Genomic DNA, 25146 nt, shown 5'->3' on the forward strand with positions numbered 1-25146 from the left:
TCTTTTTATTGAATCACTCTTTTTTCTTTAATTCTCTTGACAACCGCATCGCGCAGAAATTCGGCCCGCACATGGTGCAGTATTCTCCGTCGATATGGTGTCCCGCCCGGAAATAGGTCTGTGCGCGTTCCGGGTCGAGCGAAAGGTCGAACTGGTCTTTCCAGCGGAACTCGTAACGTGCCTTGCTCAAGGCGTTGTCGCGTACTTGCGCGCCGGGATGCCCTTTGGCAAGGTCGGCGGCATGGGCGGCTATCTTATAGGTAATGACACCTACGCGTACATCTTCTTTGTCGGGCAATGCAAGGTGCTCTTTCGGAGTAACGTAACACAGCATTGCCGTACCCAGCCAACCTATTTGCGCCGCACCGATGGCAGAAGTGATATGGTCGTACCCCGGAGCAATATCCGTAACCAGCGGGCCGAGCGTGTAGAACGGCGCATTGTGGCACTTCTCTATCTGACGTTCCATATTCTCCTTAATCTTGTGCATGGGCACGTGTCCGGGGCCTTCGATGAAAGCCTGTACATTCTTGTCCCAGGCACGGAGCACAAGCTCGCCCATGGTATCGAGTTCGGCAAACTGCGCTTCGTCATTGGCATCGTACGTAGAACCGGGACGCAGGCCGTCGCCCAAGGAAACGGCTACATCGTATTGCGCCAATATATCGCAGATGTCATCGAAATGCTCGTACAGAAAGCTCTCCCGGTCGTGTACCAAGCACCATTTGCTCATGATGCTTCCGCCGCGGCTTACGATACCGCACAGACGTTTATCCGCCAGGTGTACGTTGTGGCGGCGGATACCCGCGTGTATGGTGAAGTAGTCCACGCCTTGCTCGCATTGTTCAATCAAGGTATCCCGATAGAGTTCCCAAGTTAGCTCCTCTACTTTGCCGTTCACCTTTTCCAATGCCTGATAGATGGGCACCGTGCCTACGGGAACCGGGCAGTTTCGGATAATCCATTCGCGCGTTTCGTGGATGTTTTCTCCGGTAGATAAATCCATTAAAGTGTCACCGCCCCATTTGCAGCTCCAAAGGGCCTTTTCCACTTCTTCGTCGATGCTTGAAGTGGTGGCGGAGTTACCGATGTTCGTATTGATTTTCACAAGGAAGTTACGGCCGATAATCATCGGTTCGGCTTCGGGATGATTGATATTGGCGGGAAGCAAAGCACGCCCTTCCGCTATTTCTTGGCGGACGAATTCGGGGGTGATATGCGTTTCTATTCCTAATTCGGCGCAATTCATGTTCTCGCGAATCGCCACATATTCCATTTCGGGAGTGATGATACCTTGCTTGGCATAATACATCTGCGTGCAGCATTTGCCTTGTTTGGCGCGATAGGGTAATGAGATATGCTCAAAGCGCAGGTGGTCGAGCGACTTGTCGTCACGGCGCATACGGCCGTATTCCGAAGTAATCTCCGGCAACTGCTCCACATCGTTGCGACGCAAAATCCAGGGCTCGCGCAGACGGGGCAATCCTTTTTTAAGGTCAATCTCTATATCGGGGTCGCTGAACGGACCGCTGGTATCGTAAATGTAAATATCCGGATTGGGAGTAATGACTTTTTCTTCTCCGACAAAAGTCGTACTGGGTACTTGCTCTACTTTGCGCATAGCCACGCGCAGTTCCGGATATATGTTTCCCGACAGGTATACCTTTTCCGAACGGGGAAATTTAATTCTTGGTTTCATAGCTTATTTAATAATGTGTTTTATTCATTGAGAAAGGCTGTAAGGGGAGAACTGGCCTCGGCCACAAAGTTATCGGCCTGCAATCCTAAACCGGCTTCATAAGCCATGCGTCCTGCTTCTACGGCTTGTTTGAAAGCCTCTGCCATGGCTACGGGATTGCCCGCTACGGCAATAGCCGTGTTGACCAGACAGGCGGAAGCGCCCATTTCCATTGCTTCGGCGGCATGGCTGGGAGCACCGATGCCGGCATCTACCACCACAGGTATGGTGGCCTGTTCGATGATAATCCGCAGGAAGTCGCGGGTCTGCAATCCTTTATTCGTACCGATAGGCGCACCCAGCGGCATGACGGTGGCGGCTCCGGCTTCTTCCAGACGTTTGCAAAGCGTAGGGTCTGCCTGACAATAGGGAAGAACTATAAAGCCTAACTTTACCAGCTCTTCCGCTGCTTTCAGGGTTTCGGTGGAGTCGGGAAGAAGATAGCGCGGATCGGGGTGGATTTCCAGTTTCAGCCAGTTGGTTCCGAATGCTTCGCGTGCCATTTGCGCGGCAAATACGGCTTCTTCGGCGTTGCGCACGCCGGAAGTGTTGGGCAGAAGCTGGATATGGGGATGACGGATATGCTTCAGCATGTCATCTTCTTTATTCTCCAGCTCTATACGTTTCATGGCCACCGTCACCATTTCCGTGCCGGATGCCAGAATGGACTGCTCCATGATTTCATTGGAATTGAACTTTCCCGTTCCCAAAAACAGGCGGGAGTTGAATTCACGTCCCGCAATGATTAATTTCTCCATATCTTATTTATTTGTTAGTTCGGTGATTGTCTGTTTGATTGATTGCCGCAAGTATTCTCCACATTTCTTCCGCCGGATTATCCGCCCGCAGCACGGTACCCGAAAGGGCAATGCCCGTAATTCCTGTCTGCATGACAGACGGAATATCTGCGAAGGTAATTCCGCCGATAGCGACGATAGGCAGGTTGATGTTCTCCGCGCGCATTTGACGGATAATCTCTTTATATCCTTCCAAACCCAGAATAGGACTGAGCTTTTGTTTGGTGGTGGTATATCTGAACGGTCCGCAGCCGATGTAATTTACTCCGTCGAGCCAATGCTTCTTTATATCTTCGTATGTGTTGGCCGTACCGCCTATGATATATTCGTCTCCGAGTATGCGCCGCGCTTCGGCAACGGGCATATCATTCTTGCCGAGATGTACGCCGTCAGCACGGATTTCCCTGACCAGTTCCACATGGTCGTCGATAATGAATATTGCGCCGCAATCATTGCATAATTTTCGTATTTCCGTCGCTATGGGCAGTATCTCCTCTTTTCCGGCATCTTTCATGCGCAGTTGTATCCATCGGCAACCGCCTTCCAAAGCCATACGGGCCGAGTCGAGGTAGGAATACCTTTCGGTGTAATGTGTAATGAACTGAAGTGATTTCATAGGCTTATCCGCCGCAGGCAGCTTTTATTATAACGATAGATATTCCTTCGGACAGAGCATAATCCGTCCATTCCGCACGTGGAACCATGCGGTTATCGACAGCAACGGCGACGCCTTGCGCTGGCAGGGAAAGTTCATTTGTCAGTTGTAAAAGGGTAACGGCCTCGGTTTCCACTTCTTTGTTGTTGATTAATACTTTCATGTTTTGTTTCTGTTAAGTAAAACAATGGAAGTAAATACAAAGAAGTACCGTTAAGGTAAGTTCCAAGAAGAAAAAATATCCAATTCCTACGGCAGTACTAACTGCATCAGGTTCGAGGGTATAATCTCAGCCCGTCGGGGCACCCCTTTGTCTTTACGGTGGCAAAGGTAAAGGAAAATAAAATATAAAAAACAAAAGGAGAGGATTTTTTATCAAAGGGAAGCAAAATGAATAAAAAAGATGGGGATGTGCCAATCGAAATTTTGACACATCCCCACCGGAAGTAACTCCAAAAGGAATTTCTTTTATGGATTATGCAATGCCATGAGCCGTTGCACTGGCATCAATCTTCTTGATAAGCCCTTGCAGAACTGCACCCGGACCGCATTCCGTAAAGTCGGTAGCACCGTCGGCAACCATATTCTTGACTGTTTGAGTCCAGCGTACGGAAGCTGTCAGCTGAGCCACAAGATTCTTCTTGATTTCAGCCGGATCCGTGTGGGGAAGAGCGTCTACATTCTGATAGACAGGACATTTCGGAGTATGGATTTCAGTAGCGTTGATAGCTGCTTCCAATTCGACCTTGGCAGGGTTCATCAGCGGAGAGTGGAATGCACCGCCTACCTTTAAAGGCAAAGCGCGCTTCGCTCCGGCAGCTTTCATCAGTTCGCAAGCCTTGTTGATGCCTTCAATGGAACCTGAGATTACGATTTGTCCCGGACAGTTGTAATTGGCAGCCACGCAAACCTCGCCTTCCGCACTTACCTGTGCGCAGATTTCTTCCACTTTTTCGTCCGGCAAAGCAATGATGGCGGCCATAGTGGAAGGCTGCGCTTCACAAGCTTTCTGCATTGCCATGGCACGGGCATATACAAGTTTCAGACCGTCTTCAAAGCTCAACGCGCCGGCGGCAACCAATGCGGAAAACTCACCGAGTGAGTGACCGGCAGTCATTTCCGGTTTGAAATCATCGCCCATACAAAGCGCGGAAATTACCGAGTGAAGGAATACGGCAGGTTGCGTTACTTTGGTTTGGCGCAAATCTTCGTCCGTGCCGTTGAACATAATATCTGTAATACGATATCCGAGGATATCGTTTGCTTTTTCAAAAAGTTCTTTGGCTAAAGCCGAATTTTCGTACAAGTCTTTACCCATTCCTACGAACTGAGCACCTTGACCTGGAAATACAAATGCTTTCATATTTACTTATTTTTAGTGTTTAATTAAAAAAGTGGTGCAAAGGTATAGGTTTTTCTGATAACCACCGCACAAATGGACGTTTTTTGTGCAATGCACTATTTTTACATGTGGTTAGAATACAATATGTACCACTTTCGAAGGACAGGCAGGCAAGCGGTAAAATCCTTATAAATTAAGCAGTTTACAGTTATTGTATATCTTACAATTACTTATGCCGGGTATCCGCTTAAATTACATATTGTATTTTATACGATAACACAATAAGTTCATATTGTAAAATGTATGATATGTATTTACCTGTAAAATAATGCTTTATAACATCATTAAAATATTCTTTTTCTTTATTGCAAATTAGAAAAACCTCATTATATTTGCAGCCGTTAAACATAAATATTATGCAAAACATGGAACATAACATGCCGTTGGCCAACAATCATATTTCCGTAGATTGTGTAGTGATCGGTTTTGACGGAGAGCAATTGAAAGTTCTGCTGATTAAACGGGCGGGAGAGGAAGAAGGTGAAATCTTTCATGACATGAAACTTCCCGGCAGTTTGATTTATATGGACGAGGATTTGGATGAAGCTGCCCAACGGGTACTGAACGAATTGACAGGTCTCAAAAATGTAAATCTGATGCAGTTCAAGGCATTCGGTTCCAAAAACCGCACCAAAGACCCTAAGGATGTGCACTGGCTGGAGCGGGCCATGCAGTCCAAAGTGGAGCGTATCGTAACCATCGCATACCTCTCGCTGGTAAAGATAGACCGTGCGCTGAATCGCGATTTGGACGATTATATGGCAAGTTGGGTGGCTTTGCCGGACATCAAAGCGCTGGCATTCGACCATAACCTTATCATCAAAGAGGCTATGACCTACATCCGCCAATATATAGAGTTTAATCCATCGTCATTGTTTGATTTGCTGCCGCGTAAATTTACGGCATCCCAGCTTCGCACCTTATACGAATTATTGTACGGCAAACAGATTGATGTGCGCAATTTCCATAAAAAGATAGCCCTCATGGAATATGTGGTTCCCTTGGAAGAAAAACAACAAGGCGTAGCCCACCGCGCTGCACGGTATTATCGGTTTGACAAAAAGATATATAATAAGGTGAGACGATGAAATCATAAATCATAAATTAAAAATCATAAATCTTCATCATGTATTTATTAGGTTATGACATCGGCAGCTCGTCCGTAAAAGCGAGTTTGGTAAACGCAGAAAGTGGTAAATGTGTCTCTTCTGCATTCTTTCCGAAAACAGAGGCGGAAATTATCGCCGTAAAACCGGGTTGGGCGGAACAAAATCCGGAAAACTGGTGGGAAAACTTAAAATTGGCTACGCAAGCCGTATTGGCAGATTCCCGTGTGGATGCGGCAGATATCAAAGCAATCGGCATCTCTTACCAGATGCATGGACTGGTGTGCGTTGACAAAGACCAACATGTATTGCGCCCGGCAATCATCTGGTGTGATTCAAGAGCAGTGCCTTACGGACAAAAAGCTTTTGAAACGTTGGGAGAGGAAGTGTGCCTTTCTCATCTGTTGAACTCTCCGGGTAACTTCACGGCATCCAAACTTGCCTGGATAAAGGAAAATGAGCCTTCTGTCTATGAGAAGATATACAAGATTATGCTGCCCGGCGATTACATTGCCATGAAGTTGAGCGGTACAATCTGCACTACCGTATCAGGCTTGTCGGAAGGTATGTTCTGGGATTTCAAGAACAACCGGGTAGCGGACTTCCTGATGAAATATTATGGTTTTGACCATTCGTTGATAGCCGATATCAAACCGACTTTTTCCGAACAAGGACGTGTAAATGCTACGGCTGCACAGGAATTGGGTTTGAAAGAGGGTACGCCAATTACATACCGTGCCGGTGACCAGCCTAATAACGCATTGTCACTGAATGTATTCAATCCCGGTGAAATTGCATCTACCGCAGGAACATCCGGAGTAGTGTACGGTGTGAACGGTGAAGTGAATTATGACCCGAAATCACGTGTCAACACCTTTGCGCACGTCAATCACACCGCAGAACAAACCCGTTTGGGAGTTCTCTTGTGCATCAACGGTACGGGTATTCTCAACTCGTGGGTGAAACGCACCGTTGCTCCCGAAGGTATTTCTTACAACGACATGAATATTCTTGCGGCTCAAGCTCCCATCGGCAGTGCAGGTGTCAGTATCCTGCCTTTTGGCAACGGTGCAGAGCGTATGCTGGAAAACAAGGAGATAGGTTGTTCCGTTCAGGGTGTCAACTTTAACCAGCATGGCAAGCAGCACATTATCCGTGCCGCACAGGAAGGAATCGTATTCTCCTTTAAATATGGTATCGATATTATGGAGCAAATGGGTATTCCGGTACAAAAAATCCATGCGGGCAAGGCCAATATGTTCCTCAGTCCGCTGTTCCGCGAAACACTGGCCGGCGTAACGGGAGCGGTAATCGAACTTTATGATACCGACGGTTCGGTAGGTGCGGCCAAAGGCGCAGGTATAGGCGCGGGTATTTATAAAGACAATAACGAAGCTTTTGCAACATTGGAGAAACTGGAAATCATAGAGCCGAAGCAGTCCGACCGTCAGGCTTACGCAGATGCGTATGCACGTTGGAAACAATGTCTGGACATCAATATGAAATAGCAAACAGTTAAACAGTAAATATATTAATCCTTTAAAAACAATTAGAATTATGGCAACAAAAGAGTATTTTCCCGGTATAGGAAAAATTAAATTCGAAGGTAAAGAAAGTATGAATCCGATGGCATTCCGCTATTACGATGCAGAAAAAGTCATCATGGGTAAGAAAATGAAAGACTGGTTGAAGTTTGCCATGGCATGGTGGCACACACTCTGCGCAGAAGGCGGCGACCAGTTTGGCGGCGGCACAAAACAGTTCCCCTGGAATGGTGATGCCGACAAAGTACAGGCTGCCAAGAATAAAATGGACGCAGGTTTTGAATTCATGCAAAAGATGGGCATCGAATACTATTGCTTCCACGACGTAGACCTTTGCGAAGAAGCCGCTACCATTGAAGAATATGAAGCAAACTTGAAAGCTATCGTTGCTTACGCAAAGCAAAAACAGGCAGAAACCGGCATCAAACTGCTGTGGGGTACTGCCAACGTATTCAGCCACGCACGTTATATGAACGGTGCCGCTACCAATCCCGATTTCGACGTTGTAGCCCGCGCCGCCGTTCAAATTAAGAACGCCATCGACGCTACAATCGAATTAGGCGGTTCAAACTATGTATTCTGGGGCGGACGCGAAGGTTATATGTCTTTGCTGAACACCGACCAGAAACGTGAAAAGGAACACCTTGCACAAATGTTGACTATCGCACGCGACTATGCCCGTGCACGTGGCTTCAAAGGCACGTTCCTGATTGAGCCGAAACCGATGGAACCGACCAAGCATCAATATGATGTGGATACGGAAACTGTTATCGGCTTCCTGAAAGCTCACGGTTTGGATAAAGATTTCAAAGTGAATATCGAAGTAAACCACGCTACACTGGCAGGCCATACATTCGAACACGAACTTGCCGTTGCCGTAGATAACGGTATGTTGGGTTCTATCGACGCCAACCGTGGTGATTACCAGAACGGTTGGGATACAGACCAATTCCCTATCGACAACTACGAACTGACGCAAGCCATGATGCAAATCATCCGCAATGACGGTTTGGGTAACGGCGGTACTAACTTCGACGCTAAAACCCGTCGTAACTCTACCGACCTCGAAGATATCTTCATCGCTCACATTGCCGGTATGGACGCTATGGCACGTGCCTTGGAAAGCGCTGCCAAGTTGCTCGAAGAATCTCCTTATAAGAAAATGCTCGCTGACCGTTACGCTTCTTTCGACGGCGGTAAGGGTAAGGAATTTGAAGATGGCAAGCTGACTTTGGAAGATGTCGTGGCTTATGCGAAAGCTAACGGCGAGCCGAAGCAAACCAGCGGCAAGCAAGAATTGTACGAAGCAATCGTAAATATGTATTGCTGATAAATAGGGGTTAGTGACGAGTGATTAGCGGTTAGTGATTAGTGATAATTGTTTATCACCCATCACTTATCATTAATCGCTCATCACTAATCCCTAATCACTAACTCCTAATCACTATTATCATGAATTATACAGAAAAAGGTAGCAAGCTCTACCTCTTCTCTATCGTACTTGTGGCCGTCATTGGCGGTCTGCTTTTCGGTTATGATACCGCGGTTATCTCCGGCGCTGAAAAGGGACTGCAAGCTTTTTTTATGGGGGCCGATTTTGAATACACAGATGCAATACACGGCATTACATCATCCAGCGCACTGATAGGTTGTATCATCGGTAGTGCCGTCTCCGGTTTTTTTGCTTCCAGATTAGGGCGCAAGAACTCTCTCTTTTTGGCCGGTATCCTGTTCTTTTTATCGGCGCTGGGTTCATATTACCCGGAATTCCTGTTCTTCGAACACGGCGTTCCTTCCTATTCTCTTTTGGTAGCGTTCAACTTTTACCGGGTTTTGGGTGGTGTAGGCGTAGGACTGGCTTCTGCCATTTGTCCGATGTACATTGCCGAAATTGCTCCGAGTAACATTCGCGGAACATTGGTGTCATGGAACCAGTTTGCCATTATCTTCGGTCAGTTGGTGGTGTATTTCGTGAACTTCCTGATTTTGGGCAGTCATGCCAATCCTGTAATCGATTTGGTGAACGGAGTAAATCAGATAATGAACCCCGAAGCTGCTGCATGGACCACAGAAACCGGTTGGCGTTTGATGTTTGTCAGCGAGGCTGTTCCGGCGGGATTATTCGCATTGCTGGTATTGCTGGTTCCTGAAACGCCGCGTTACCTTGCCATGTGCGGCAGAGATGAAAAGGCTCTGAATGTATTGAGCCGAATCAACGGTTCGTCACAAGCCAAAGTAATTCTGGCCGAGATAAAAGCCACTACCGAAGAAAAGACGGAAAAACTATTTACGTACGGTTGGATGGTTATCTTCATCGGCATCATGTTGAGCGTATTCCAACAGGCTGTCGGTATCAATGCCGTACTGTATTTTGCCCCGCGTATATTCGATACAATGGGGATGGCTAATCCTATGGTGCAGACAGTGCTCATGGGTGTCGTGAATATCCTGTTTACCTTGCTGGCCGTATTCACTGTTGAGAAATGGGGACGCAAGCCGTTGCTTATTTCCGGTTCCATCGGTATGGCCGTAGGAGCTTTCGGTGTGGCGCTTTGCAACATCGTCACAGGACTTCCGGCGATAATCTCCGTTATCAGCATTATGATTTACAGCGCTTCGTTTATGTTCAGTTGGGGACCCATCTGCTGGGTATTGATTGCCGAAATCTTCCCGAATACCATCCGTGGTGCTGCAGTAGCTATTGCGGTGGCATTCCAATGGATTTTCAACTTCATTGTTTCGTCTACTTTCCTACCGATGTACAACATGCGCCTCGGGGAAATGGGAGATAAGTTCGGCCACATGTTCGCCTATGCTCTTTATGGCATTATCTGCGTAGTGGCGGCCATCTTCGTATGGAAGCTCGTACCCGAAACGAAAGGCAAGACTTTGGAAGATATGACCAAGCTTTGGAAGAAAAAGAAATAAGTTCGTAAGGACTTCATTCAACAGAATATGAAAGGCTGTGCGATTCGAAATGAATTGCACAGCCTTTTGCGTTTAAACCTCTCGACTTTTGATGCCTACCATCAGGTGGTACTGCTCGTACCAAGGCATGGTACGGAGACTGCCACCCGGTGGTACACCGCGTACCTCAACATGGTACGGTCGGTACCAAGGCATGAAATAAGTTGGTACATGCAGTTATTTGATTATAAGCATGCCGTTGCCTATCGTAATATATCCCTGATTCGTTCAAACTGTCCGTCGGTTTTTTCCGGAACAATCTGCAAAAGATAGGATAAAAGGGGATAGATGTCTACATTCACAAAACCTTTGGCAGTATATCCTGTTTTAAAATCCGGTCCGATGGCACGAAACATCACCTGCATATCGGGACTTTGAGGGAAATATCCATGCGCGCCTTTGGTGTCACGCGCCACATCCGTGAACTGCCATCCAAGTTCCGGAGCAACGACAATATCTCCTATGCGGTCACTGCTGCCGTAATGCAGTTCTGCGGGAATCTCCTCTTTTTTCCATACGTTGATATGGGCCGCTTTTTTCAGTGTATTATAGATAGAATCACGATATTCGGGTTTAGAAAATATGGAAGTAGGCGTACGGCCGTCTACCACTTCACACCATTCCGGTTTTAAATAATCATTTATATTGACTACACGCTCAGCGCTGATATCGGTCATGCCGTGGTCTGAAGTGACAATAAGATTGACATCTCCGGCAAAAGGAAGGGCTTCTATCTTTTTTCTCAATACTCCCATCAGGCTGTCCATACGCTGAACCACTGCGCCTGTCTGCGAACTGCGCAGACCGTTATGATGTCCGCTGCCGTCAGGTTCTTCAAAATACAACATGACAAGTCCGGGACGTTCTTCCTCGGGCTTTTGCAGCCAGGTCAGCACAGTATCTATTCGTTGTTCAAAACTCAGAAAAGGTTTGGCGTTCCAAGGCCTGTAATAAGTGGGATGATTGTTTTTGATGGCAATGTCAGCACCTACCCAATACATGTTGCCGGTTTTAATACCTTGTTTCTGGGCTGTAATCCATATCGGCTCCCCTAAGTAATATTCCGGATTGTTACGGGTGACGGAATCGCCCATCGAATACTGCCGTTTGTTTTTTGCATCCCAAAAGGTATTGTTGATTATGCCGTGATGGTCGGGAACCAACCCGGTAGCCAGGGTATAGTGATTGGGAAATGTAGAAGCGGGATAGGAGGGAAGCATTACGGCTTTTACCCCATCTGCCGCCATACGGTCTAAATTGGGAGTTCGGTACATGGCGGGATAGTCCCAACGAAAACCGTCCAGTGAAACAATAACGGTGTAGTGCTTTTTCGGATTTGCCGCATTCAGTGAAAGCAAAAATAAAGCGCTGAATGCCAACATCATAAGTTTACGCATATCTTATTTATATTTAGTATGTGCGGGGATAAATATCATTTTGGCGGTAAAGGTAGGAAAAAATCATATCCATAAAGATTAATGTATCGGTAAAACTGTAACTTTGCACTGTTTTTAATTCAGATGTAACACAATGAGTATGGACGAAATGAAAATCAATAAAGTGCAGATACGTAATCTGCAAATAGAAGATTATGACCAATTGGCACAATCCTTCACGCGTGTTTATTCAGACGGAAGTGATGTTTTTTGGACGCATAAACAGATAGAGAAGCTGATCCGTATCTTTCCGGAAGGGCAGATTGTGACGGTTGTCGATGAGAAGATAGTGGGATGCGCGCTTTCCATCATCGTAAACTATGACGATGTGAAGAATGACCATACCTATGCTCAGGTTACGGGTAAGGAAACTTTCAATACGCATAATCCCAAAGGTAACATTCTATACGGTATCGAAGTTTTTATCCATCCTCAATACCGCGGATTGCGTCTGGCACGCCGTATGTACGAATACCGCAAGGAAATCTGCGAAACGCTGAACCTGAAAGCCATCATGTTCGGCGGACGCATTCCCAATTACCATAAATACGCCGACCAAATACGCCCTAAGGAGTATATCGATAAAGTAAAACAAAAAGAGATTTACGACCCCGTACTGACTTTCCAGTTGAGCAACGACTTCCACGTGCGTAAAGTGATGCGCAACTATCTCCCTAACGATGAGGAATCCAAGCACTACGCCTGCCTCTTGCAATGGGATAATATTTATTACCAGCCGCCTACGCAGGAGTATATTAGTCCGAAAACCACCGTGCGCGTCGGTCTGGTGCAATGGCAGATGCGTACTTACAAAACATTGGACGATTTATTCGAACAGGTGGAGTTTTTCGTGGATGCCGTATCCGACTACAAGAGCGACTTTGTACTTTTCCCGGAGTATTTCAATGCGCCGTTAATGGCGAAATTCAATGACGAGGGAGAGTCGGAAGCCATCCGCGGACTGGCCGCTTATACCAATGAAATCAGAGAACGGTTTGTAAAACTGGCCATCAGTTACAACATCAATATCATTACAGGCAGTATGCCGCTTATCAAAGAAGAGGACGGACGTTTGTACAACGTAGGTTTTCTGTGCCGTCGCGACGGAACATACGAAATGTACGAAAAGATACATGTCACTCCCGATGAGATTAAAAGCTGGGGATTGAGCGGCGGTAAATCCTTGCAGACATTCGACACGGATTGCGCCAAAATCGGTGTGCTGATATGTTATGATGTGGAGTTCCCGGAACTATCACGTATCATGGCAGACCAGGGAATGCAAATATTGTTTGTTCCGTTCCTTACCGATACGCAGAACGCCTACTCGCGTGTGAAGGTATGCGCTCACGCCCGTGCCATTGAAAACGAGTGTTTCGTTGTCATTGCGGGCAGTGTGGGTAATCTTCCCCGTGTACACAATATGGATATACAATATGCCCAGTCGGGTGTGTTTACTCCTTGCGACTTCGCTTTCCCCACAGACGGAAAGCGTGCCGAAGCCACTCCGAACACGGAAATGATTCTTGTGTCCGACGTGGATTTGGATTTATTGAACGAGCTACACACTTATGGCAGCGTTCGTAACCTGAAAGACCGCAGAAATGATTTATATGAAGTGAGGATGAAGAAGTAAGGATAAATCCGCGTAACCGGCGGCGAGCTTTTGTCGCGATACACGTATGCAACAATGCATCATTTTAAAATTATCTATTCAAAAATCTCTTTTCTCTAACTTTTTTGTAAATTTGCACCCTTAAAACAAAGAGGATAGCTCCAGGTGCGCTGAAAAGACTCCTCGGGCTATCTCTAAGAGTAGTAAATCGTAAATAGTCAAATCGTAAATATCAAGATGGGTAAGAAGTTTGCCGAATATTCAAAGTTTGACCTTTCGGAAGTAAATAAGGAAGTGTTGAAGAAATGGGACGAAAACCAGGTTTTCGCCAAGAGTATGACAGAACGTGAAGGTTGTCCTTCTTTCGTGTTTTTCGAAGGACCTCCCTCGGCCAACGGTATGCCGGGTATTCACCATGTAATGGCTCGCTCCATTAAGGATATTTTCTGCCGCTACAAAACCATGAAAGGTTTCCAGGTGAAGCGTAAGGCCGGGTGGGACACACACGGGCTTCCTGTGGAACTGGGTGTGGAAAAAGCGCTCGGCATTACCAAAGAGGATATCGGTAAGACTATCTCCGTTGCCGAATATAACGCCGCATGCCGCAAGGACGTGATGAAGTTCACCAAAGAGTGGGAAGACCTTACCCACAAAATGGGTTATTGGGTGGATATGCAGAACCCTTATATCACCTATGACAATCGTTACATCGAAACCTTGTGGTGGCTGTTGAAGCAACTTCATAAAAAAGGACTTCTTTATAAAGGGTATACCATACAACCGTACTCTCCGGCTGCAGGAACCGGTTTGAGCTCTCACGAGTTAAACCAGCCCGGTTGCTATCGCGATGTAAAAGATACAACCGTGGTAGGACAGTTCAAGATGAAGAACCCGAAGCCTGAAATGGCGGAGTGGGGTACTCCTTATTTCTTGGCATGGACTACAACTCCTTGGACATTGCCCTCAAATACCGCTCTCTGCGTAGGTCCGAAAATCGACTACGTAGCCGTACAGACCTATAACGGCTATACGGGTGAAAAGATGACTGTGGTGCTTGCCAAAGCATTGCTCTATACTCACTTCAACAAAAAAGCGGAAGGACTTGCATTAGAGGATTATAAACCCGGTGATAAACTGATTCCGTTCAAGATTGTAGGCGAATATAAAGGCCCGGATTTGGTAGGAATGGAATATGAACAACTCATTCCGTGGGTGAAACCGGTGGACGTGGATAATGACGGTAATTGGAGCGTCAGCGACAAAGGCTTCCGTGTAATCCTCGGTGACTATGTGACCACGGAAGACGGTACGGGTATCGTACACATCGCTCCCACATTCGGTGCGGATGATGCTTTCGTAGCCCGTGCGGCAGGTATCCCTTCCTTGTTCATGATTAACAAGCGCGGTGAAACCCGTCCTATGGTAGACCTTACCGGTAAGTTCTATTTATTAGACGAACTGGATGAGAAGTTCGTGAAAGAATGCGTCGATACAGATGCTTACAAAGAATATCAGGGCCGTTGGGTGAAGAATGCCTACGACCCTCAATTTACCGTTGACGGCAAATATGATGAGAAAGCCGCGCAAGCTGCCGAAACTCTCGACATATATATATGTATGATGATGAAGGCAGCCAACCAGGCATTCAAGATAGAGAAGCACGTGCACAACTATCCGCATTGCTGGCGTACGGACAAACCCGTATTGTATTATCCGTTGGATAGCTGGTTTATCCGCAGTACCGCCTGCAAGGAACGTATGATAGAGCTGAACAAGACTATCAACTGGAAACCGGAAAGTACCGGTACGGGACGTTTCGGCAAATGGCTGGAGAACCTGAACGACTGGAATCTGAGCCGTTCACGTTACTGGGGTACTCCGTTGCCTATCTGGCGTACGGAAGACGGTGATGAGGAGAAGTGTATCGAATCCGTGGAAGAACTCTACAACGAGATAGAGAAATCCGTTGCAGCCGGACTGATGGCGTCCAATCCTTACAAGGAGAAAGACTTCCGCCCGGGTGTGTACACGCAGGAGAACTATGACAAGATAGACCTTCACCGTCCTTACGTGGATGATATCATCCTCGTATCCAAAGACGGCAAGCCTATGAAGCGCGAATCAGACTTGATTGACGTATGGTTCGACTCCGGTTCCATGCCGTATGCGCAGATACACTATCCGTTTGAAAACAAGGAATTGCTGGATAGCCATCAGGTATATCCCGCCGATTTCATCGCAGAAGGCGTAGACCAGACACGCGGTTGGTTCTTCACCCTGCACGCTATCGCCACAATGGTATTCGACAGCATATCTTATAAGGCTGTAATCTCAAACGGTCTGGTGCTCGACAAGAACGGTAATAAGATGTCCAAGCGTTTGGGCAATGCCGTAGACCCGTTCTCTACTATCGAGAAATACGGTTCCGACCCCCTACGCTGGTATATGATTACCAATTCTTCTCCGTGGGACAACCTGAAGTTCGACGTAGACGGAGTGGAAGAAGTACGCCGTAAGTTCTTCGGTACCTTATATAATACGTATTCTTTCTTCGCCCTCTACGCAAATGTGGACGGATTTGAATACAAGGAAGCCGATGTACCGATGGCGGAACGTCCGGAAATAGACCGTTGGATTATCTCCGTACTGAACACGCTGGTGAAAGACGTAGACAACTGCTACAACGAATACGAGCCGACCAAAGCCGGACGATTGATTTCGGACTTTGTGAACGACAACCTTTCTAACTGGTATGTCCGCCTGAACCGTAAACGTTTCTGGGGTGGTGGCATGACACAAGATAAGCTGTCTGCTTTCCAAACGCTCTATACCTGTCTGGAAACCGTAGCCAAACTAATGGCGCCTATCGCTCCGTTCTATGCCGATATGCTCTATTCGGACCTGATAGCGGCAACCAGACGTGACAATGTCGTGTCCGTTCACTTGGCCAAATTCCCCGAATGCGAGGAAGAAGCGATAGACAAGGAGCTGGAAGCACGCATGCAAATGGCACAGGACGTTACTTCTATGGTATTGGCTTTGCGCCGCAAGGTGAACATCAAAGTGCGCCAGCCGCTGCAATGCATCATGATTCCGGTTGTGGACGAAGAGCAACGTGCCCACATCGAAGCCGTAAAAGCGCTTATCATGAACGAGGTGAATGTAAAGGAAATCCGGTTTGTGGACGGTGCGGCCGGGGTACTCGTGAAGAAAGTGAAGTGCGACTTCAAGAAGCTGGGCCCGAAATTCGGCAAGCAAATGAAAGCTGTTGCCGCCGCCGTAGCCGAAATGCCGCAGGAAGCCATCGCCGAACTGGAAAAGAACGGTTCTTATACACTGAACCTGGACGGCGCGGAAGCCGTAATCGAAACATCCGACGTGGAAATCTTCAGTGAAGATATTCCGGGCTGGCTGGTTGCCAATGAAGGCAAGCTGACTGTCGCTCTGGAAGTTACCATAACCGAGGAGCTTCGTCGCGAGGGTATCGCCCGCGAATTGGTGAACCGTATCCAGAATATCCGCAAGTCAAGCGGCTTTGAGATAACGGATAAAATAAAGATTACATTATCAAAAAATCCGCAAACAGATGATGCGGTAAATGAATATAAAGACTATATTTGTAACCAGGTTTTAGGAACCTCACTGACGCTGGCAGACGATGTAGAAAGCGGTACAGAACTTGAGTTCGACGATTTCAAACTGTATGTAAGCGTTGTAAAAGAATAAATTATTAATACTAACGATTAAACACGTAAAGTTATGGCAGAAAAGACAAGATACTCGGATGCTGAATTGGAAGAATTCCGCGCCATTATTATGGAAAAGTTAGAGTTGGCACAACGCGATTATGAATTGCTGAAAGCCAGCCTGACAGGTGCAGACGGTAACGATACCGACGATACATCTCCAACGTACAAAGTACTGGAAGAAGGGGCTAATACCTTGTCTAAGGAAGAAACGACACGTTTGGCGCAACGCCAGCTGAAGTTCATCCAGGGTTTACAGGCGGCTTTGGTACGTATCGAGAACAAAACGTATGGTATCTGCCGCGAAACAGGTAAACTGATTCCCGCCGAACGTCTGCGTGCGGTGCCTCATGCAACATTAAGCATTGAAGCTAAAAACAACGGCAAGAAATAAGGATGAAGAAATTTTTCACGAAAGGGCGGATAGCCTTACTCGTTATTTTCTCGGTATTGATTATCGACCAAGTAATCAAGGTGATTGTTAAGACGCAAATGTATTGGCATGAGAGTATACGCATCACCGATTGGTTCTATATCTATTTTACCGAAAACAACGGTATGGCTTTCGGCTTGGAGATATTCGGGAAATTGTTCCTTACTTCATTTCGAATCGTTGCGGTAGGAGTGATAGGCTGGTTCCTGTATAAGTTCATAAAGCATGGTATGAAGACGGGATTTATTGTCTGTGTTTCACTCATTCTGACGGGAGCATTGGGCAATATCATCGACAGCGTATTCTACGGAGTGCTGTTTAATGAAAGCACCTATTCGCAACTGGCAACTTTCATGCCCGAAGGCGGCGGATATGCTCCGCTGTTCTACGGCAAAGTGGTCGATATGTTCTATTTCCCCATTATCGAAACAAACTGGCCTGAATGGATGCCGTTCATAGGTGGAAACCATTTCATCTTCTTCAGCCCGATTTTCAACTTTGCCGATGCTGCGATCAGTTGCGGTATCATAGCACTGTTGCTGTTTTACAGTAAATATTTGAATGATTCCTATCATGTTATAAAGAAATCATGAAAAGGAAAAAACGGATTCAATGGTATAGCGTAATCCTTTTGGCGTTCGGTCTGACAGCGTGTCAGGTTAAAAGACCTGATACGGTTATACCGGACGCCAAAATGGAAAACGTGCTTTATGACTTCCACATTGCAAAGGCAATGGGAGAGGAAGTTCCTTATAGCGACAGTTACAAGCGTGTGCTGTACATTGAATCGGTTTACAGGAAACACGGCATCACTCAAGCCGATTTCGACACCTCAATGGTGTGGTATGCCCGCCATCCGGATGCTCTCACAAAAGTCTACGAGAAAGTGAACCAACGGTTAAAGGCCGAGAGAGACGGTATCAACCATTTAATAGCCTTGCGTGACAACAAGCCCAAAGAATCTCTTCCGGGCGACAGTATCGACGTATGGATAGGCCGGCATATCTATCATCTTACCGGAACGCCGTTGGACAACAAGCTGGCCTTTACGCTTCCTTCGGATACCAACTTCAAGGACAGGGATACACTGCGGTGGACGGTTCGTTTTCGTTTCTTGAGCGGAACGCCCGACAGCCTGCATGCTCCATTAATGGCCATGCAGATTCTTTATGCCAAAGATACGCTGAACGAGATGCTTAAAGTAAAGCGATCGGGTACGGAAACCATTTCTTTATTTGCCGATACATTGGGAGAAATAAAAGAAATACGAGGTTTTATCTATTATCCTGCACAGAAATCTGCGCAGAGTATATTAGCAGACCGTATCAGCCTGATGCGTTATCATGCAACGGACACCTTGTTTAACGTTGATAAAGAAAGTCTGAAAATCGATGATAAGGAGATAAAGAAAGATATGGTTCCGGGCAAACCCGTAGAATTGAAGAAACAGGATGAAAAGAAAGACAGTATCCGCCGTCCTGAAATGCGTCCTCGTCCGAGATTACGCCAAACTACCGAAAAGTAATGAAACGCTTCGCTTCCCATTTTTTGTTCTTGCCCGCATATGGCTATCTAAAGCAATATGCGGTAGAAACGGAAGAAGGTGTGGTTGTACGTTTATTTCCATTAACCGAGGAGATGGAAAATGTGGAATGGTTGCCGGGGGCTATCGTACTGCTGACGCAAGAAGAGTTGAAAGAACCTGACATAAATTCCCCCATACCAAACGCTCAACAAAATTATAGTAAAACGTCCGCAGAATTTTACTATAATTCTAAAAAAAATATAGTAAAATTCCCCCGGAATTTATTAATGGCTCCGCCGCCCTCTATTAACGGGAGTTGCAGACTGCGACCCGTCTATTTCTCTAATTTTGACATTACAACAATGCTGCCTGTCGACGGAACTCGGCACAAACTACTGCGGTAGCAATGGCAACATTCAAAGATTCGGAAGTTTCACGTTCCGACGGATAGTTGGGAATATAAAGTTTACGATTGATAAGCTGCTCCACCTCGTTTCCTATACCGTTGCCTTCATTTCCCATAACAATCAATCCATGAGCCGAAAGCGGTTGAGTATACATGTTTGCCCCATCCAAAAAAGTACCGTATACCGGTATGTCTTTTAATGAACCTATCAGTTCGGGTAGGGAAGTATAATGCAGTTTTACCCGTGCAATGCCGCCCATAGTGGCCTGTACGGTCTTGGGGTTATAGACATCCACCGTATTGGGCGAACAGAAGATATGCTCGATACCAAACCAGTCGGCAAGGCGGATGATAGTGCCCAGATTACCGGGATCCTGTACATCGTCCAATGCCAGACAGAGGGAACGGCTTATAACGGAAGCATCCATTGCTTCTTCCGGTTGTTCAAACACGGCGAGTACCTGTTGCGGAGTTTTCAACAGACTGGCGCGTGAGAGTTCCTCTTCGGAGACTTCGGTTATGTCTTCTACCGATAGATGTTTGTGTGCGGAAAGCCATTCTGCCGTTGCAATCAGAAAGCGGCAACGGAAGTGCCCCAACAAATCGCCTACCAGCTTCGGCCCCTCCGCCAGAAATACTTTATCAGCCTTACGATTCTTCTTCAACTCCAATGAACGGATATATTTGATACGATTCTTACTCAGTGCCATAAGTTGTTTGGTTTTATTTGGCAAAAGTACACGATTATTTCTATATTTGCAGTAATTTATGCGCCAATTAATAACTTAGTATGAAGAAAGGCTTTCGCTACGCACTACTTGCTACCGCCATACTTTTATTAGCTTCATGTTCTGCCACGAAATATGTGCCGGAAGGTTCGTATTTATTGGACGAAGTGCGCATACAAACGGACAACAAGGAAATCAAGCCTTCAAGCCTCTCGATGTATGTCCGCCAAAATCCGAATGCCAAATGGTTCAGCCTGATAAAGACACAGCTGTATGTTTACAACTGGTCGGGCAGGGATTCCACGCGCTGGATAAATCGTACCTTGCGACGAATGGGAGACGCGCCGGTTATCTACAAGGCGGAGGAAACCGAACGGTCCGGTGAGGAAATGACAAAGGCCATACAAAACATGGGCTATATGAGTGCCACCGTAGAACCGGTTACACATGTCAAGAAGAAGAAATTAAAGTTGACTTATAAGGTTTCCAGCGGAAAGCCCTATAAAATCCGTTCGCTTAAATACGACATCAAAGATGAGAAAATCAAGGAATACATGCGACAGGATTCGGCAGACACCTATCTGACCGAAGGCATGTACTTTGATGTGAACCGTTTGGATGCAGAGCGTCAGCGCATTACGGACAATCTTCTTCGTAACGGATATTATAAGTTCAACAAGGAATACATCTCATATACGGCAGATACGGTACGGAATACCTACCAAGTGGACGTAACCATGCATTTGGCGCCTTTTCGGCAGCACAATGACGATACCCCGCAAAATCATCGGCAGTACTACATCAACAAGGTAAATTTTATAACGGACTACAATGTGTTGGAATCATCTGCTTTGAGCAGTATAGAAATCAACGACTCCATACATTACAAGGGCTTTCCCATATATTATAAGGATAAACTCTATCTGCGCCCGAAGGTACTGACCAATAATCTGCGTATTGTACCGGGCAGCTTGTACAACGAACCGGATGTGCAACGTACCTACTCCAATTTCGGACGCTTGCAGGCATTGAAATATACCAATATCCGTTTCTTTGAAACGCAGGTAGGCGATACCGCCAAGTTGAATGCTTATGTGATGCTGACGAAAGGGAAATACCAGTCCGTATCGTTTGAGTTGGAAGGAACCAATTCTGCGGGAGACTTGGGTGCTGCCGCATCCGTATCATTCCAGAACCGGAATATGTTCAAGGGTTCCGAAACCTTTATGATAAAGCTGCGTGGCGCATACGAAGCGGTATCTGGTTTGCAGGGCGGTTATAATCACGAGGATTATACGGAGTTAGGAGCGGAAGCAACCATAAATTTCCCGCGTTTCCTCTTTCCGTTCCTCTCCAACGACTTCCGGAGGAAAATACGCGCCACTACGGAATTCGGCGTACAGTACAATTATCAGATACGTCCGGAGTTTTCACGCATCATCGCCTCTGCCAGTTGGAGCTACAAATGGGGGTTGCAACGCCAGAGAGCACAGCACCGCATTGACTTACTGGACATCAACTATCTGTACATGCCTTCCATTTCGCAGGAGTTTCGCGACAAATATTTGAATAACGAGCAGAATTATATTTTAAAATACAACTACGACGACCGTCTGATTGTTCGCACAGGGTATAGTTATACATACAATAGCGCAGGACAAGCCCTGATGAATAATGCAATCATCGGCAATTCATACTCTATTCGCTTTAATTTTGAGTCGGCAGGCAATCTTTTGTATGCTTTTGCCAAAATGACAAACATGAAGAAGAATGAAGACGGGGAATATTCATTACTGAGTATCCCATTCGCACAATATGTCAAGGGAGATTTTGACTTTGCCAAGAATGTCGTTATAGACAACCGTAACTCCATTGCGTTCCATGTGGGAGCCGGTATTGCCGTACCTTACGGCAATGCAACGATTGTACCTTTTGAAAAGCGTTATTTCTCCGGCGGTGCAAACAGCGTACGCGGCTGGTCGGTACGTGATTTGGGTCCGGGTGTGTTTCCCGGTGACGGAAACTTCATGAATCAGTCGGGAGATATTAAACTGGATGCAAACATAGAATATCGCACGCGCCTGTTCTGGAAGTTCAGAGGAGCAGTCTTTGTGGACGCGGGTAATATCTGGACATTGCGCGATTACAAAGACCAGCCGGGCGGTAAGTTCGAATTCAATAAATTCTATAAGCAGATAGCCGTAGCTTACGGTTTGGGATTACGATTGGACCTGGATTTCTTTGTTCTGCGTTTTGACGGTGGTATGAAAGCTGTCAACCCGGTGTACAACAACAGAAAAGAACATTTTCCTATTATACATCCCAAATTCAGTCGTGACTTCGCATTCCATTTTGCAGTGGGATATCCGTTCTAACATGAGAATATCCGCCTGAAAAAAATATAAAACAAAAGGCTGCGCAATATTCTTTAAAGAACCGCGCAGCCTTCTGTTTTATCTTAATTCTTATTTTTCAGTTCTCAACGTGCGGCATAATACGTATTGATCATAGTTGCCTGGCGAGCGGCAGATACACCTTGAGCGTCCAAAGTAACAGTCATATCTTCACCGTTAGGTAAAGTCATCTGTGCCGTACCGTCATTGTTCATCTGCAAAAGTTCGGTACTTACGCCGTCTGCTACAACATTCCAGGTATTTAAATCCTTATCGTAGATTAACTCCATAGATGCGGTTTCATCACCTTCTTTTGTGATGGAATAACCGTTTTCAAGAGTTTCTACCAGGTAGTTTCCGTTTTCGCCTTTTACTTTCTTTACATCACCGATACTTGCCAAAGGATTATTTCCACTCCAGAATTCGATAGAGTTGATCACCAAAGCATCTGCCAAGTAGCATACGCCATACACCGGAATGATGTTGAACGCAAGAAAAACAAGTTCATTGACAAACTTATTGCTGACACCCTGGTTCCAACTTAACAACTTGCCGTGCAAGGCAAAAGAACCGATACATGAACTGAAAAGAAAAGCACCGCATACCATTACAGTTGCGGCCAATTTCAAATTGAACTTTTTCATAATCACTTTCTTTTATTTTACTGTATTTATTGAGATAGTATCTCATTATCTATTTATAGGTTAGTGCAAATATAACCATTTTTATAAAAAAACACAAAAAAGCCGCGAAAAACAACATTTTGTAAAATAAAAGAGGAGCCTTTCTCTCTATTTGCGAGAAAGGGATTTGGAAATCCAGCGGTCTACCGCAAATTTACCCGGGCCTATGATATACATCAGTACAAATACTACCAAATAAACGAACGCAAGTTCTTTTACCGCAAACGGGTCGCTGCCATGAACGACGAAGAATGCCACACACATTGTAAATATCATGGGAATCATGGCCAGTCTGTATAAGAAACCGGTAATAAACGCCATTGAACACGCCAGCTCACCAAAAATAGCCAAGCCGAGAGAAAGGGGACTGCCGATACCGAGAGGGTCAGGGAATACCGTGGATAGTTCCTGATAGTTTGCCCATTTATCAATGCCGTGGTTCATCATCAGAATGCCGAACACAACTCTGACCGTTAATAATATAACAGATATAAAGGTACCGTCCGGTTTAGAGGGGAATAAAAATCGCTTTAACATAATCATTCGTTTTTTTAAGTTGATATATACTCTTAACAAATAAGAATGAATAAATGTTTACTCCCGCTTCAATGGTTTGATGATTATCCGTAATGACGGATCGTAAGTAAAGTAGCTCCACATCCAGTCTACAAATATAAACAAGCGGTTTTTTACGCCCACAATACTCATTAAATGAATAAACAACCATACAGCCCATGCCGGAAAACCGCCAAAACGCAGTTTTTTTAATTCAACAACCGCATGATTACGGCCGATGGTGGCCATAGAACCTTTGCTGTGATAAACAAAAGGTTGCAAAGGCAGACCTTGCTCGATACGTTGCAGGTTTATTATTAAATTCCTTGCTTGCTGAATGGCAGGTTGGACAACTTGCGGATGCCCTTTGGGAAAAACATCGGAAGTCATCAAAGCTGTATCGCCAATGGCAAAAATATCGGGATACTCATACAAACGGTTATAATTGTCTACTTTCAGGCGGTTTCCCGGTCCGTAGGCTTCAGCCGGTAAGCCTTGCAGGCTGTTTGCCTTTACACCGGCCACCCAAAATACATTTTTCGTGTCGATTACGGGGCCCTCGCTCAGTACAAGCTTATTGTCTTCATAATTCATCACGCGCGCGTTCAGCTTTATCTCTACATCCCGGCTTCGCAGGTAGTCCGTCACCTCTTGAGAGGATTTTTCTGAAAAGGCGGACAAGAGGCGGGAAGCGCCGTCTATCAGAATGATACGCATTTCGTTGATATTCAAGTCCGGATAGTCTTGCGGCAATACAAATTTTCGCATTTCCGCCAAAGCGCCTGCCAACTCTATCCCCGTAGCTCCACCACCCACTATGGCGAATGTCATCAGACGCTTACGCTCTTCCTGATTTCCGGTATTTTGAGCTTGTTCAAAACTGTCCAGAATTTGATTACGGTTGAACAGGGCTTCCGATGTATTCTTTAGAGCCATGGTCTGCTTGGCCATATCGTTGTTGCCAAAATAGTTTGTATCGCATCCGGTGGCGATCACCAGATAGTCATAAGCCAGCGTACCGATAGAAGTTTCCAATAAGTCGTTCTCCGGAATTACGCGTTGAGCTTCACAAATACGTATGTGGAAATGGTCTCTTTTCTTAAAGATTTTGCGGTAAGGAAAGGAAATGGCGCTTGGCTCGATACCTGCCGTAGCCACTTGATAGAGTAGAGGTTGGAAAATATGGTGGTTGTTCTTATCCAGTAAGACGACCTGATACTTATCACTCTTTAGTTTTCTTGCCAGTTTCAGTCCGCCAAAACCGCCACCTACAATGACCAGTCGTTTACGTCCCTCTTTATCGGGGATATCCATTGCTGTTTTCATATTTCAAGTTGTTCTTTGTTCATTATAAAGAAACACAAGGAATTAAGGAATGTTCTGTCAAGACCCGGGTTAAAATACTCTAAGGAAATTA

The 25146-nt window shown here is 46.0% G+C and carries 22 protein-coding genes and 1 riboswitch; of the genes, 11 read left to right on the forward strand and 11 right to left on the reverse strand.

Annotation, left to right across the window (positions count from 1 at the left end; genetic code table 11):
- Positions 1-13: 13 nt before the first annotated feature.
- The 5 genes from thiC to fabD all read right to left on the reverse strand — a co-directional run bounded on the left by thiC (position 14) and on the right by fabD (position 4553).
- A complete protein-coding gene (gene thiC, locus BUB52_RS08535; RefSeq protein ID WP_009120981.1) occupies positions 14-1699 on the reverse strand; it encodes a phosphomethylpyrimidine synthase ThiC in 1686 nt (561 codons plus the stop codon).
- A gap of 20 nt (positions 1700-1719) precedes the next feature.
- On the reverse strand, positions 1720-2496 hold the full coding sequence (locus BUB52_RS08540) for a thiazole synthase (RefSeq protein ID WP_009120980.1): 777 nt from the start codon (positions 2494-2496) through the stop codon (positions 1720-1722).
- Between the two features lie 7 nt (positions 2497-2503).
- Positions 2504-3151 carry a thiamine phosphate synthase gene (locus BUB52_RS08545; protein ID WP_009120979.1) on the reverse strand — a complete coding sequence of 216 codons (648 nt, stop codon included), beginning with the start codon at positions 3149-3151 and terminating at the stop codon, positions 2504-2506.
- Positions 3152-3155: 4 nt separating this feature from the next.
- Positions 3156-3353: a sulfur carrier protein ThiS gene (thiS, locus tag BUB52_RS08550; protein WP_009120978.1), complete on the reverse strand. Its 198-nt coding sequence runs from the start codon at positions 3351-3353 to the stop codon at positions 3156-3158.
- Between the two features lie 66 nt (positions 3354-3419).
- Positions 3420-3510: riboswitch (TPP riboswitch) on the reverse strand.
- A 155-nt stretch (positions 3511-3665) separates the two neighbouring features.
- The gene (gene fabD / locus BUB52_RS08555) at positions 3666-4553 is read right to left on the reverse strand and encodes an ACP S-malonyltransferase (RefSeq protein WP_009120977.1); all 888 of its coding nucleotides are present in this window, start codon (positions 4551-4553) and stop codon (positions 3666-3668) included.
- 395 nt (positions 4554-4948) lie between these two features.
- On the opposite strand from fabD, the gene BUB52_RS08560 reads away from it, so the two are divergent.
- The 4 genes from BUB52_RS08560 (at position 4949) to xylE (ending at position 10170) form a co-directional block, all read left to right on the forward strand.
- Entirely contained in the window at positions 4949-5680 is a 732-nt protein-coding gene (locus tag BUB52_RS08560; RefSeq protein WP_039950345.1) for an NUDIX hydrolase, read from the forward strand.
- 38 nt (positions 5681-5718) lie between these two features.
- Positions 5719-7206: a xylulokinase gene (locus BUB52_RS08565; protein WP_009120974.1), complete on the forward strand. Its 1488-nt coding sequence runs from the start codon at positions 5719-5721 to the stop codon at positions 7204-7206.
- Between the two features lie 49 nt (positions 7207-7255).
- Positions 7256-8572, forward strand: a complete 1317-nt coding sequence (xylA, locus tag BUB52_RS08570) for a xylose isomerase (RefSeq protein WP_009120973.1) — start codon at positions 7256-7258, stop codon at positions 8570-8572.
- Between the two features lie 122 nt (positions 8573-8694).
- The gene (gene xylE, locus BUB52_RS08575) at positions 8695-10170 is read left to right on the forward strand and encodes a D-xylose transporter XylE (RefSeq protein WP_009120972.1); all 1476 of its coding nucleotides are present in this window, start codon (positions 8695-8697) and stop codon (positions 10168-10170) included.
- 72 nt (positions 10171-10242) lie between these two features.
- On the opposite strand, the gene BUB52_RS15945 is transcribed toward xylE, so the two are convergent.
- A complete protein-coding gene (locus tag BUB52_RS15945; RefSeq protein ID WP_259319598.1) occupies positions 10243-10365 on the reverse strand; it encodes a hypothetical protein in 123 nt (40 codons plus the stop codon).
- A 47-nt stretch (positions 10366-10412) separates the two neighbouring features.
- The gene (locus tag BUB52_RS08580; RefSeq protein ID WP_254302455.1) at positions 10413-11594 is read right to left on the reverse strand and encodes an alkaline phosphatase family protein; all 1182 of its coding nucleotides are present in this window, start codon (positions 11592-11594) and stop codon (positions 10413-10415) included.
- A gap of 151 nt (positions 11595-11745) precedes the next feature.
- Between BUB52_RS08580 and BUB52_RS08585 the strand changes: the two genes are divergently transcribed.
- The 6 genes from BUB52_RS08585 (at position 11746) to BUB52_RS15875 (ending at position 19368) form a co-directional block, all read left to right on the forward strand.
- Positions 11746-13281, forward strand: coding sequence for a carbon-nitrogen hydrolase family protein (locus BUB52_RS08585; protein WP_039950416.1), 1536 nt, complete (start codon positions 11746-11748; stop codon positions 13279-13281).
- Positions 13282-13497: 216 nt separating this feature from the next.
- Positions 13498-16986 (forward strand): isoleucine--tRNA ligase, encoded by a 3489-nt coding sequence (ileS, locus tag BUB52_RS08590; protein WP_009120969.1) that lies wholly within the window; start codon positions 13498-13500, stop codon positions 16984-16986.
- 33 nt (positions 16987-17019) lie between these two features.
- Positions 17020-17400, forward strand: a complete 381-nt coding sequence (locus BUB52_RS08595) for a TraR/DksA family transcriptional regulator (RefSeq protein WP_004290962.1) — start codon at positions 17020-17022, stop codon at positions 17398-17400.
- A 2-nt stretch (positions 17401-17402) separates the two neighbouring features.
- Entirely contained in the window at positions 17403-18032 is a 630-nt protein-coding gene (locus tag BUB52_RS08600; protein ID WP_009120968.1) for a lipoprotein signal peptidase, read from the forward strand.
- Positions 18029-18964: a DUF4296 domain-containing protein gene (locus BUB52_RS08605; RefSeq protein ID WP_009120967.1), complete on the forward strand. Its 936-nt coding sequence runs from the start codon at positions 18029-18031 to the stop codon at positions 18962-18964. Before BUB52_RS08600 ends, BUB52_RS08605 begins: the two co-directional genes overlap by 4 nt.
- Positions 18964-19368 (forward strand): hypothetical protein, encoded by a 405-nt coding sequence (locus tag BUB52_RS15875; protein ID WP_073212641.1) that lies wholly within the window; start codon positions 18964-18966, stop codon positions 19366-19368. Before BUB52_RS08605 ends, BUB52_RS15875 begins: the two co-directional genes overlap by 1 nt.
- On the opposite strand, the gene BUB52_RS08615 is transcribed toward BUB52_RS15875, so the two are convergent.
- Entirely contained in the window at positions 19319-20080 is a 762-nt protein-coding gene (locus BUB52_RS08615) for an RNA methyltransferase (protein WP_009120966.1), read from the reverse strand. The two genes, BUB52_RS15875 and BUB52_RS08615, sit on opposite strands and share 50 nt — an antisense overlap.
- A gap of 80 nt (positions 20081-20160) precedes the next feature.
- Here BUB52_RS08615 and tamL point away from each other — a divergent pair, with 80 nt between their 5' ends.
- Positions 20161-22473, forward strand: coding sequence for a translocation and assembly module lipoprotein TamL (gene tamL, locus BUB52_RS08620; RefSeq protein ID WP_009120965.1), 2313 nt, complete (start codon positions 20161-20163; stop codon positions 22471-22473).
- A gap of 104 nt (positions 22474-22577) precedes the next feature.
- Here tamL and BUB52_RS08625 read toward each other — a convergent pair whose 3' ends face one another.
- The 3 genes from BUB52_RS08625 to BUB52_RS08635 form a co-directional block, all read right to left on the reverse strand.
- Entirely contained in the window at positions 22578-23135 is a 558-nt protein-coding gene (locus BUB52_RS08625; RefSeq protein WP_009120964.1) for a DUF3332 domain-containing protein, read from the reverse strand.
- A 147-nt stretch (positions 23136-23282) separates the two neighbouring features.
- The gene (locus BUB52_RS08630; RefSeq protein ID WP_039950414.1) at positions 23283-23711 is read right to left on the reverse strand and encodes a DoxX family protein; all 429 of its coding nucleotides are present in this window, start codon (positions 23709-23711) and stop codon (positions 23283-23285) included.
- Between the two features lie 57 nt (positions 23712-23768).
- Complete coding sequence (locus tag BUB52_RS08635) at positions 23769-25055, reverse strand: NAD(P)/FAD-dependent oxidoreductase (RefSeq protein ID WP_009120962.1); 1287 nt, start codon at positions 25053-25055, stop codon at positions 23769-23771.
- Positions 25056-25146: the final 91 nt, after the last annotated feature.

Source organism: Bacteroides clarus YIT 12056, assembly GCF_900129655.1.
Taxonomy (GTDB): domain Bacteria; phylum Bacteroidota; class Bacteroidia; order Bacteroidales; family Bacteroidaceae; genus Bacteroides; species Bacteroides clarus.

Excerpts from the sequence above, each read along its gene's own strand:
- thiC (WP_009120981.1), bottom strand. The coding sequence starts at position 1,699 with ATGAAACCAAGAATTAAATTTCCCCGTTCGGAAAAGGTATACCTGTCG.
- BUB52_RS08540 (WP_009120980.1), bottom strand. The coding sequence starts at position 2,496 with ATGGAGAAATTAATCATTGCGGGACGTGAATTCAACTCCCGCCTGTTT.
- BUB52_RS08545 (WP_009120979.1), bottom strand. The coding sequence starts at position 3,151 with ATGAAATCACTTCAGTTCATTACACATTACACCGAAAGGTATTCCTAC.
- thiS (WP_009120978.1), bottom strand. The coding sequence starts at position 3,353 with ATGAAAGTATTAATCAACAACAAAGAAGTGGAAACCGAGGCCGTTACC.
- fabD (WP_009120977.1), bottom strand. The coding sequence starts at position 4,553 with ATGAAAGCATTTGTATTTCCAGGTCAAGGTGCTCAGTTCGTAGGAATG.
- BUB52_RS08560 (WP_039950345.1), top strand. The coding sequence starts at position 4,949 with ATGCAAAACATGGAACATAACATGCCGTTGGCCAACAATCATATTTCC.
- BUB52_RS08565 (WP_009120974.1), top strand. The coding sequence starts at position 5,719 with ATGTATTTATTAGGTTATGACATCGGCAGCTCGTCCGTAAAAGCGAGT.
- xylA (WP_009120973.1), top strand. The coding sequence starts at position 7,256 with ATGGCAACAAAAGAGTATTTTCCCGGTATAGGAAAAATTAAATTCGAA.
- xylE (WP_009120972.1), top strand. The coding sequence starts at position 8,695 with ATGAATTATACAGAAAAAGGTAGCAAGCTCTACCTCTTCTCTATCGTA.
- BUB52_RS15945 (WP_259319598.1), bottom strand. The coding sequence starts at position 10,365 with ATGCCTTGGTACCGACCGTACCATGTTGAGGTACGCGGTGTACCACCG.
- BUB52_RS08580 (WP_254302455.1), bottom strand. The coding sequence starts at position 11,594 with ATGATGTTGGCATTCAGCGCTTTATTTTTGCTTTCACTGAATGCGGCA.
- BUB52_RS08585 (WP_039950416.1), top strand. The coding sequence starts at position 11,746 with ATGGACGAAATGAAAATCAATAAAGTGCAGATACGTAATCTGCAAATA.
- ileS (WP_009120969.1), top strand. The coding sequence starts at position 13,498 with ATGGGTAAGAAGTTTGCCGAATATTCAAAGTTTGACCTTTCGGAAGTA.
- BUB52_RS08595 (WP_004290962.1), top strand. The coding sequence starts at position 17,020 with ATGGCAGAAAAGACAAGATACTCGGATGCTGAATTGGAAGAATTCCGC.
- BUB52_RS08600 (WP_009120968.1), top strand. The coding sequence starts at position 17,403 with ATGAAGAAATTTTTCACGAAAGGGCGGATAGCCTTACTCGTTATTTTC.
- BUB52_RS08605 (WP_009120967.1), top strand. The coding sequence starts at position 18,029 with ATGAAAAGGAAAAAACGGATTCAATGGTATAGCGTAATCCTTTTGGCG.
- BUB52_RS15875 (WP_073212641.1), top strand. The coding sequence starts at position 18,964 with ATGAAACGCTTCGCTTCCCATTTTTTGTTCTTGCCCGCATATGGCTAT.
- BUB52_RS08615 (WP_009120966.1), bottom strand. The coding sequence starts at position 20,080 with ATGGCACTGAGTAAGAATCGTATCAAATATATCCGTTCATTGGAGTTG.
- tamL (WP_009120965.1), top strand. The coding sequence starts at position 20,161 with ATGAAGAAAGGCTTTCGCTACGCACTACTTGCTACCGCCATACTTTTA.
- BUB52_RS08625 (WP_009120964.1), bottom strand. The coding sequence starts at position 23,135 with ATGAAAAAGTTCAATTTGAAATTGGCCGCAACTGTAATGGTATGCGGT.
- BUB52_RS08630 (WP_039950414.1), bottom strand. The coding sequence starts at position 23,711 with ATGTTAAAGCGATTTTTATTCCCCTCTAAACCGGACGGTACCTTTATA.
- BUB52_RS08635 (WP_009120962.1), bottom strand. The coding sequence starts at position 25,055 with ATGAAAACAGCAATGGATATCCCCGATAAAGAGGGACGTAAACGACTG.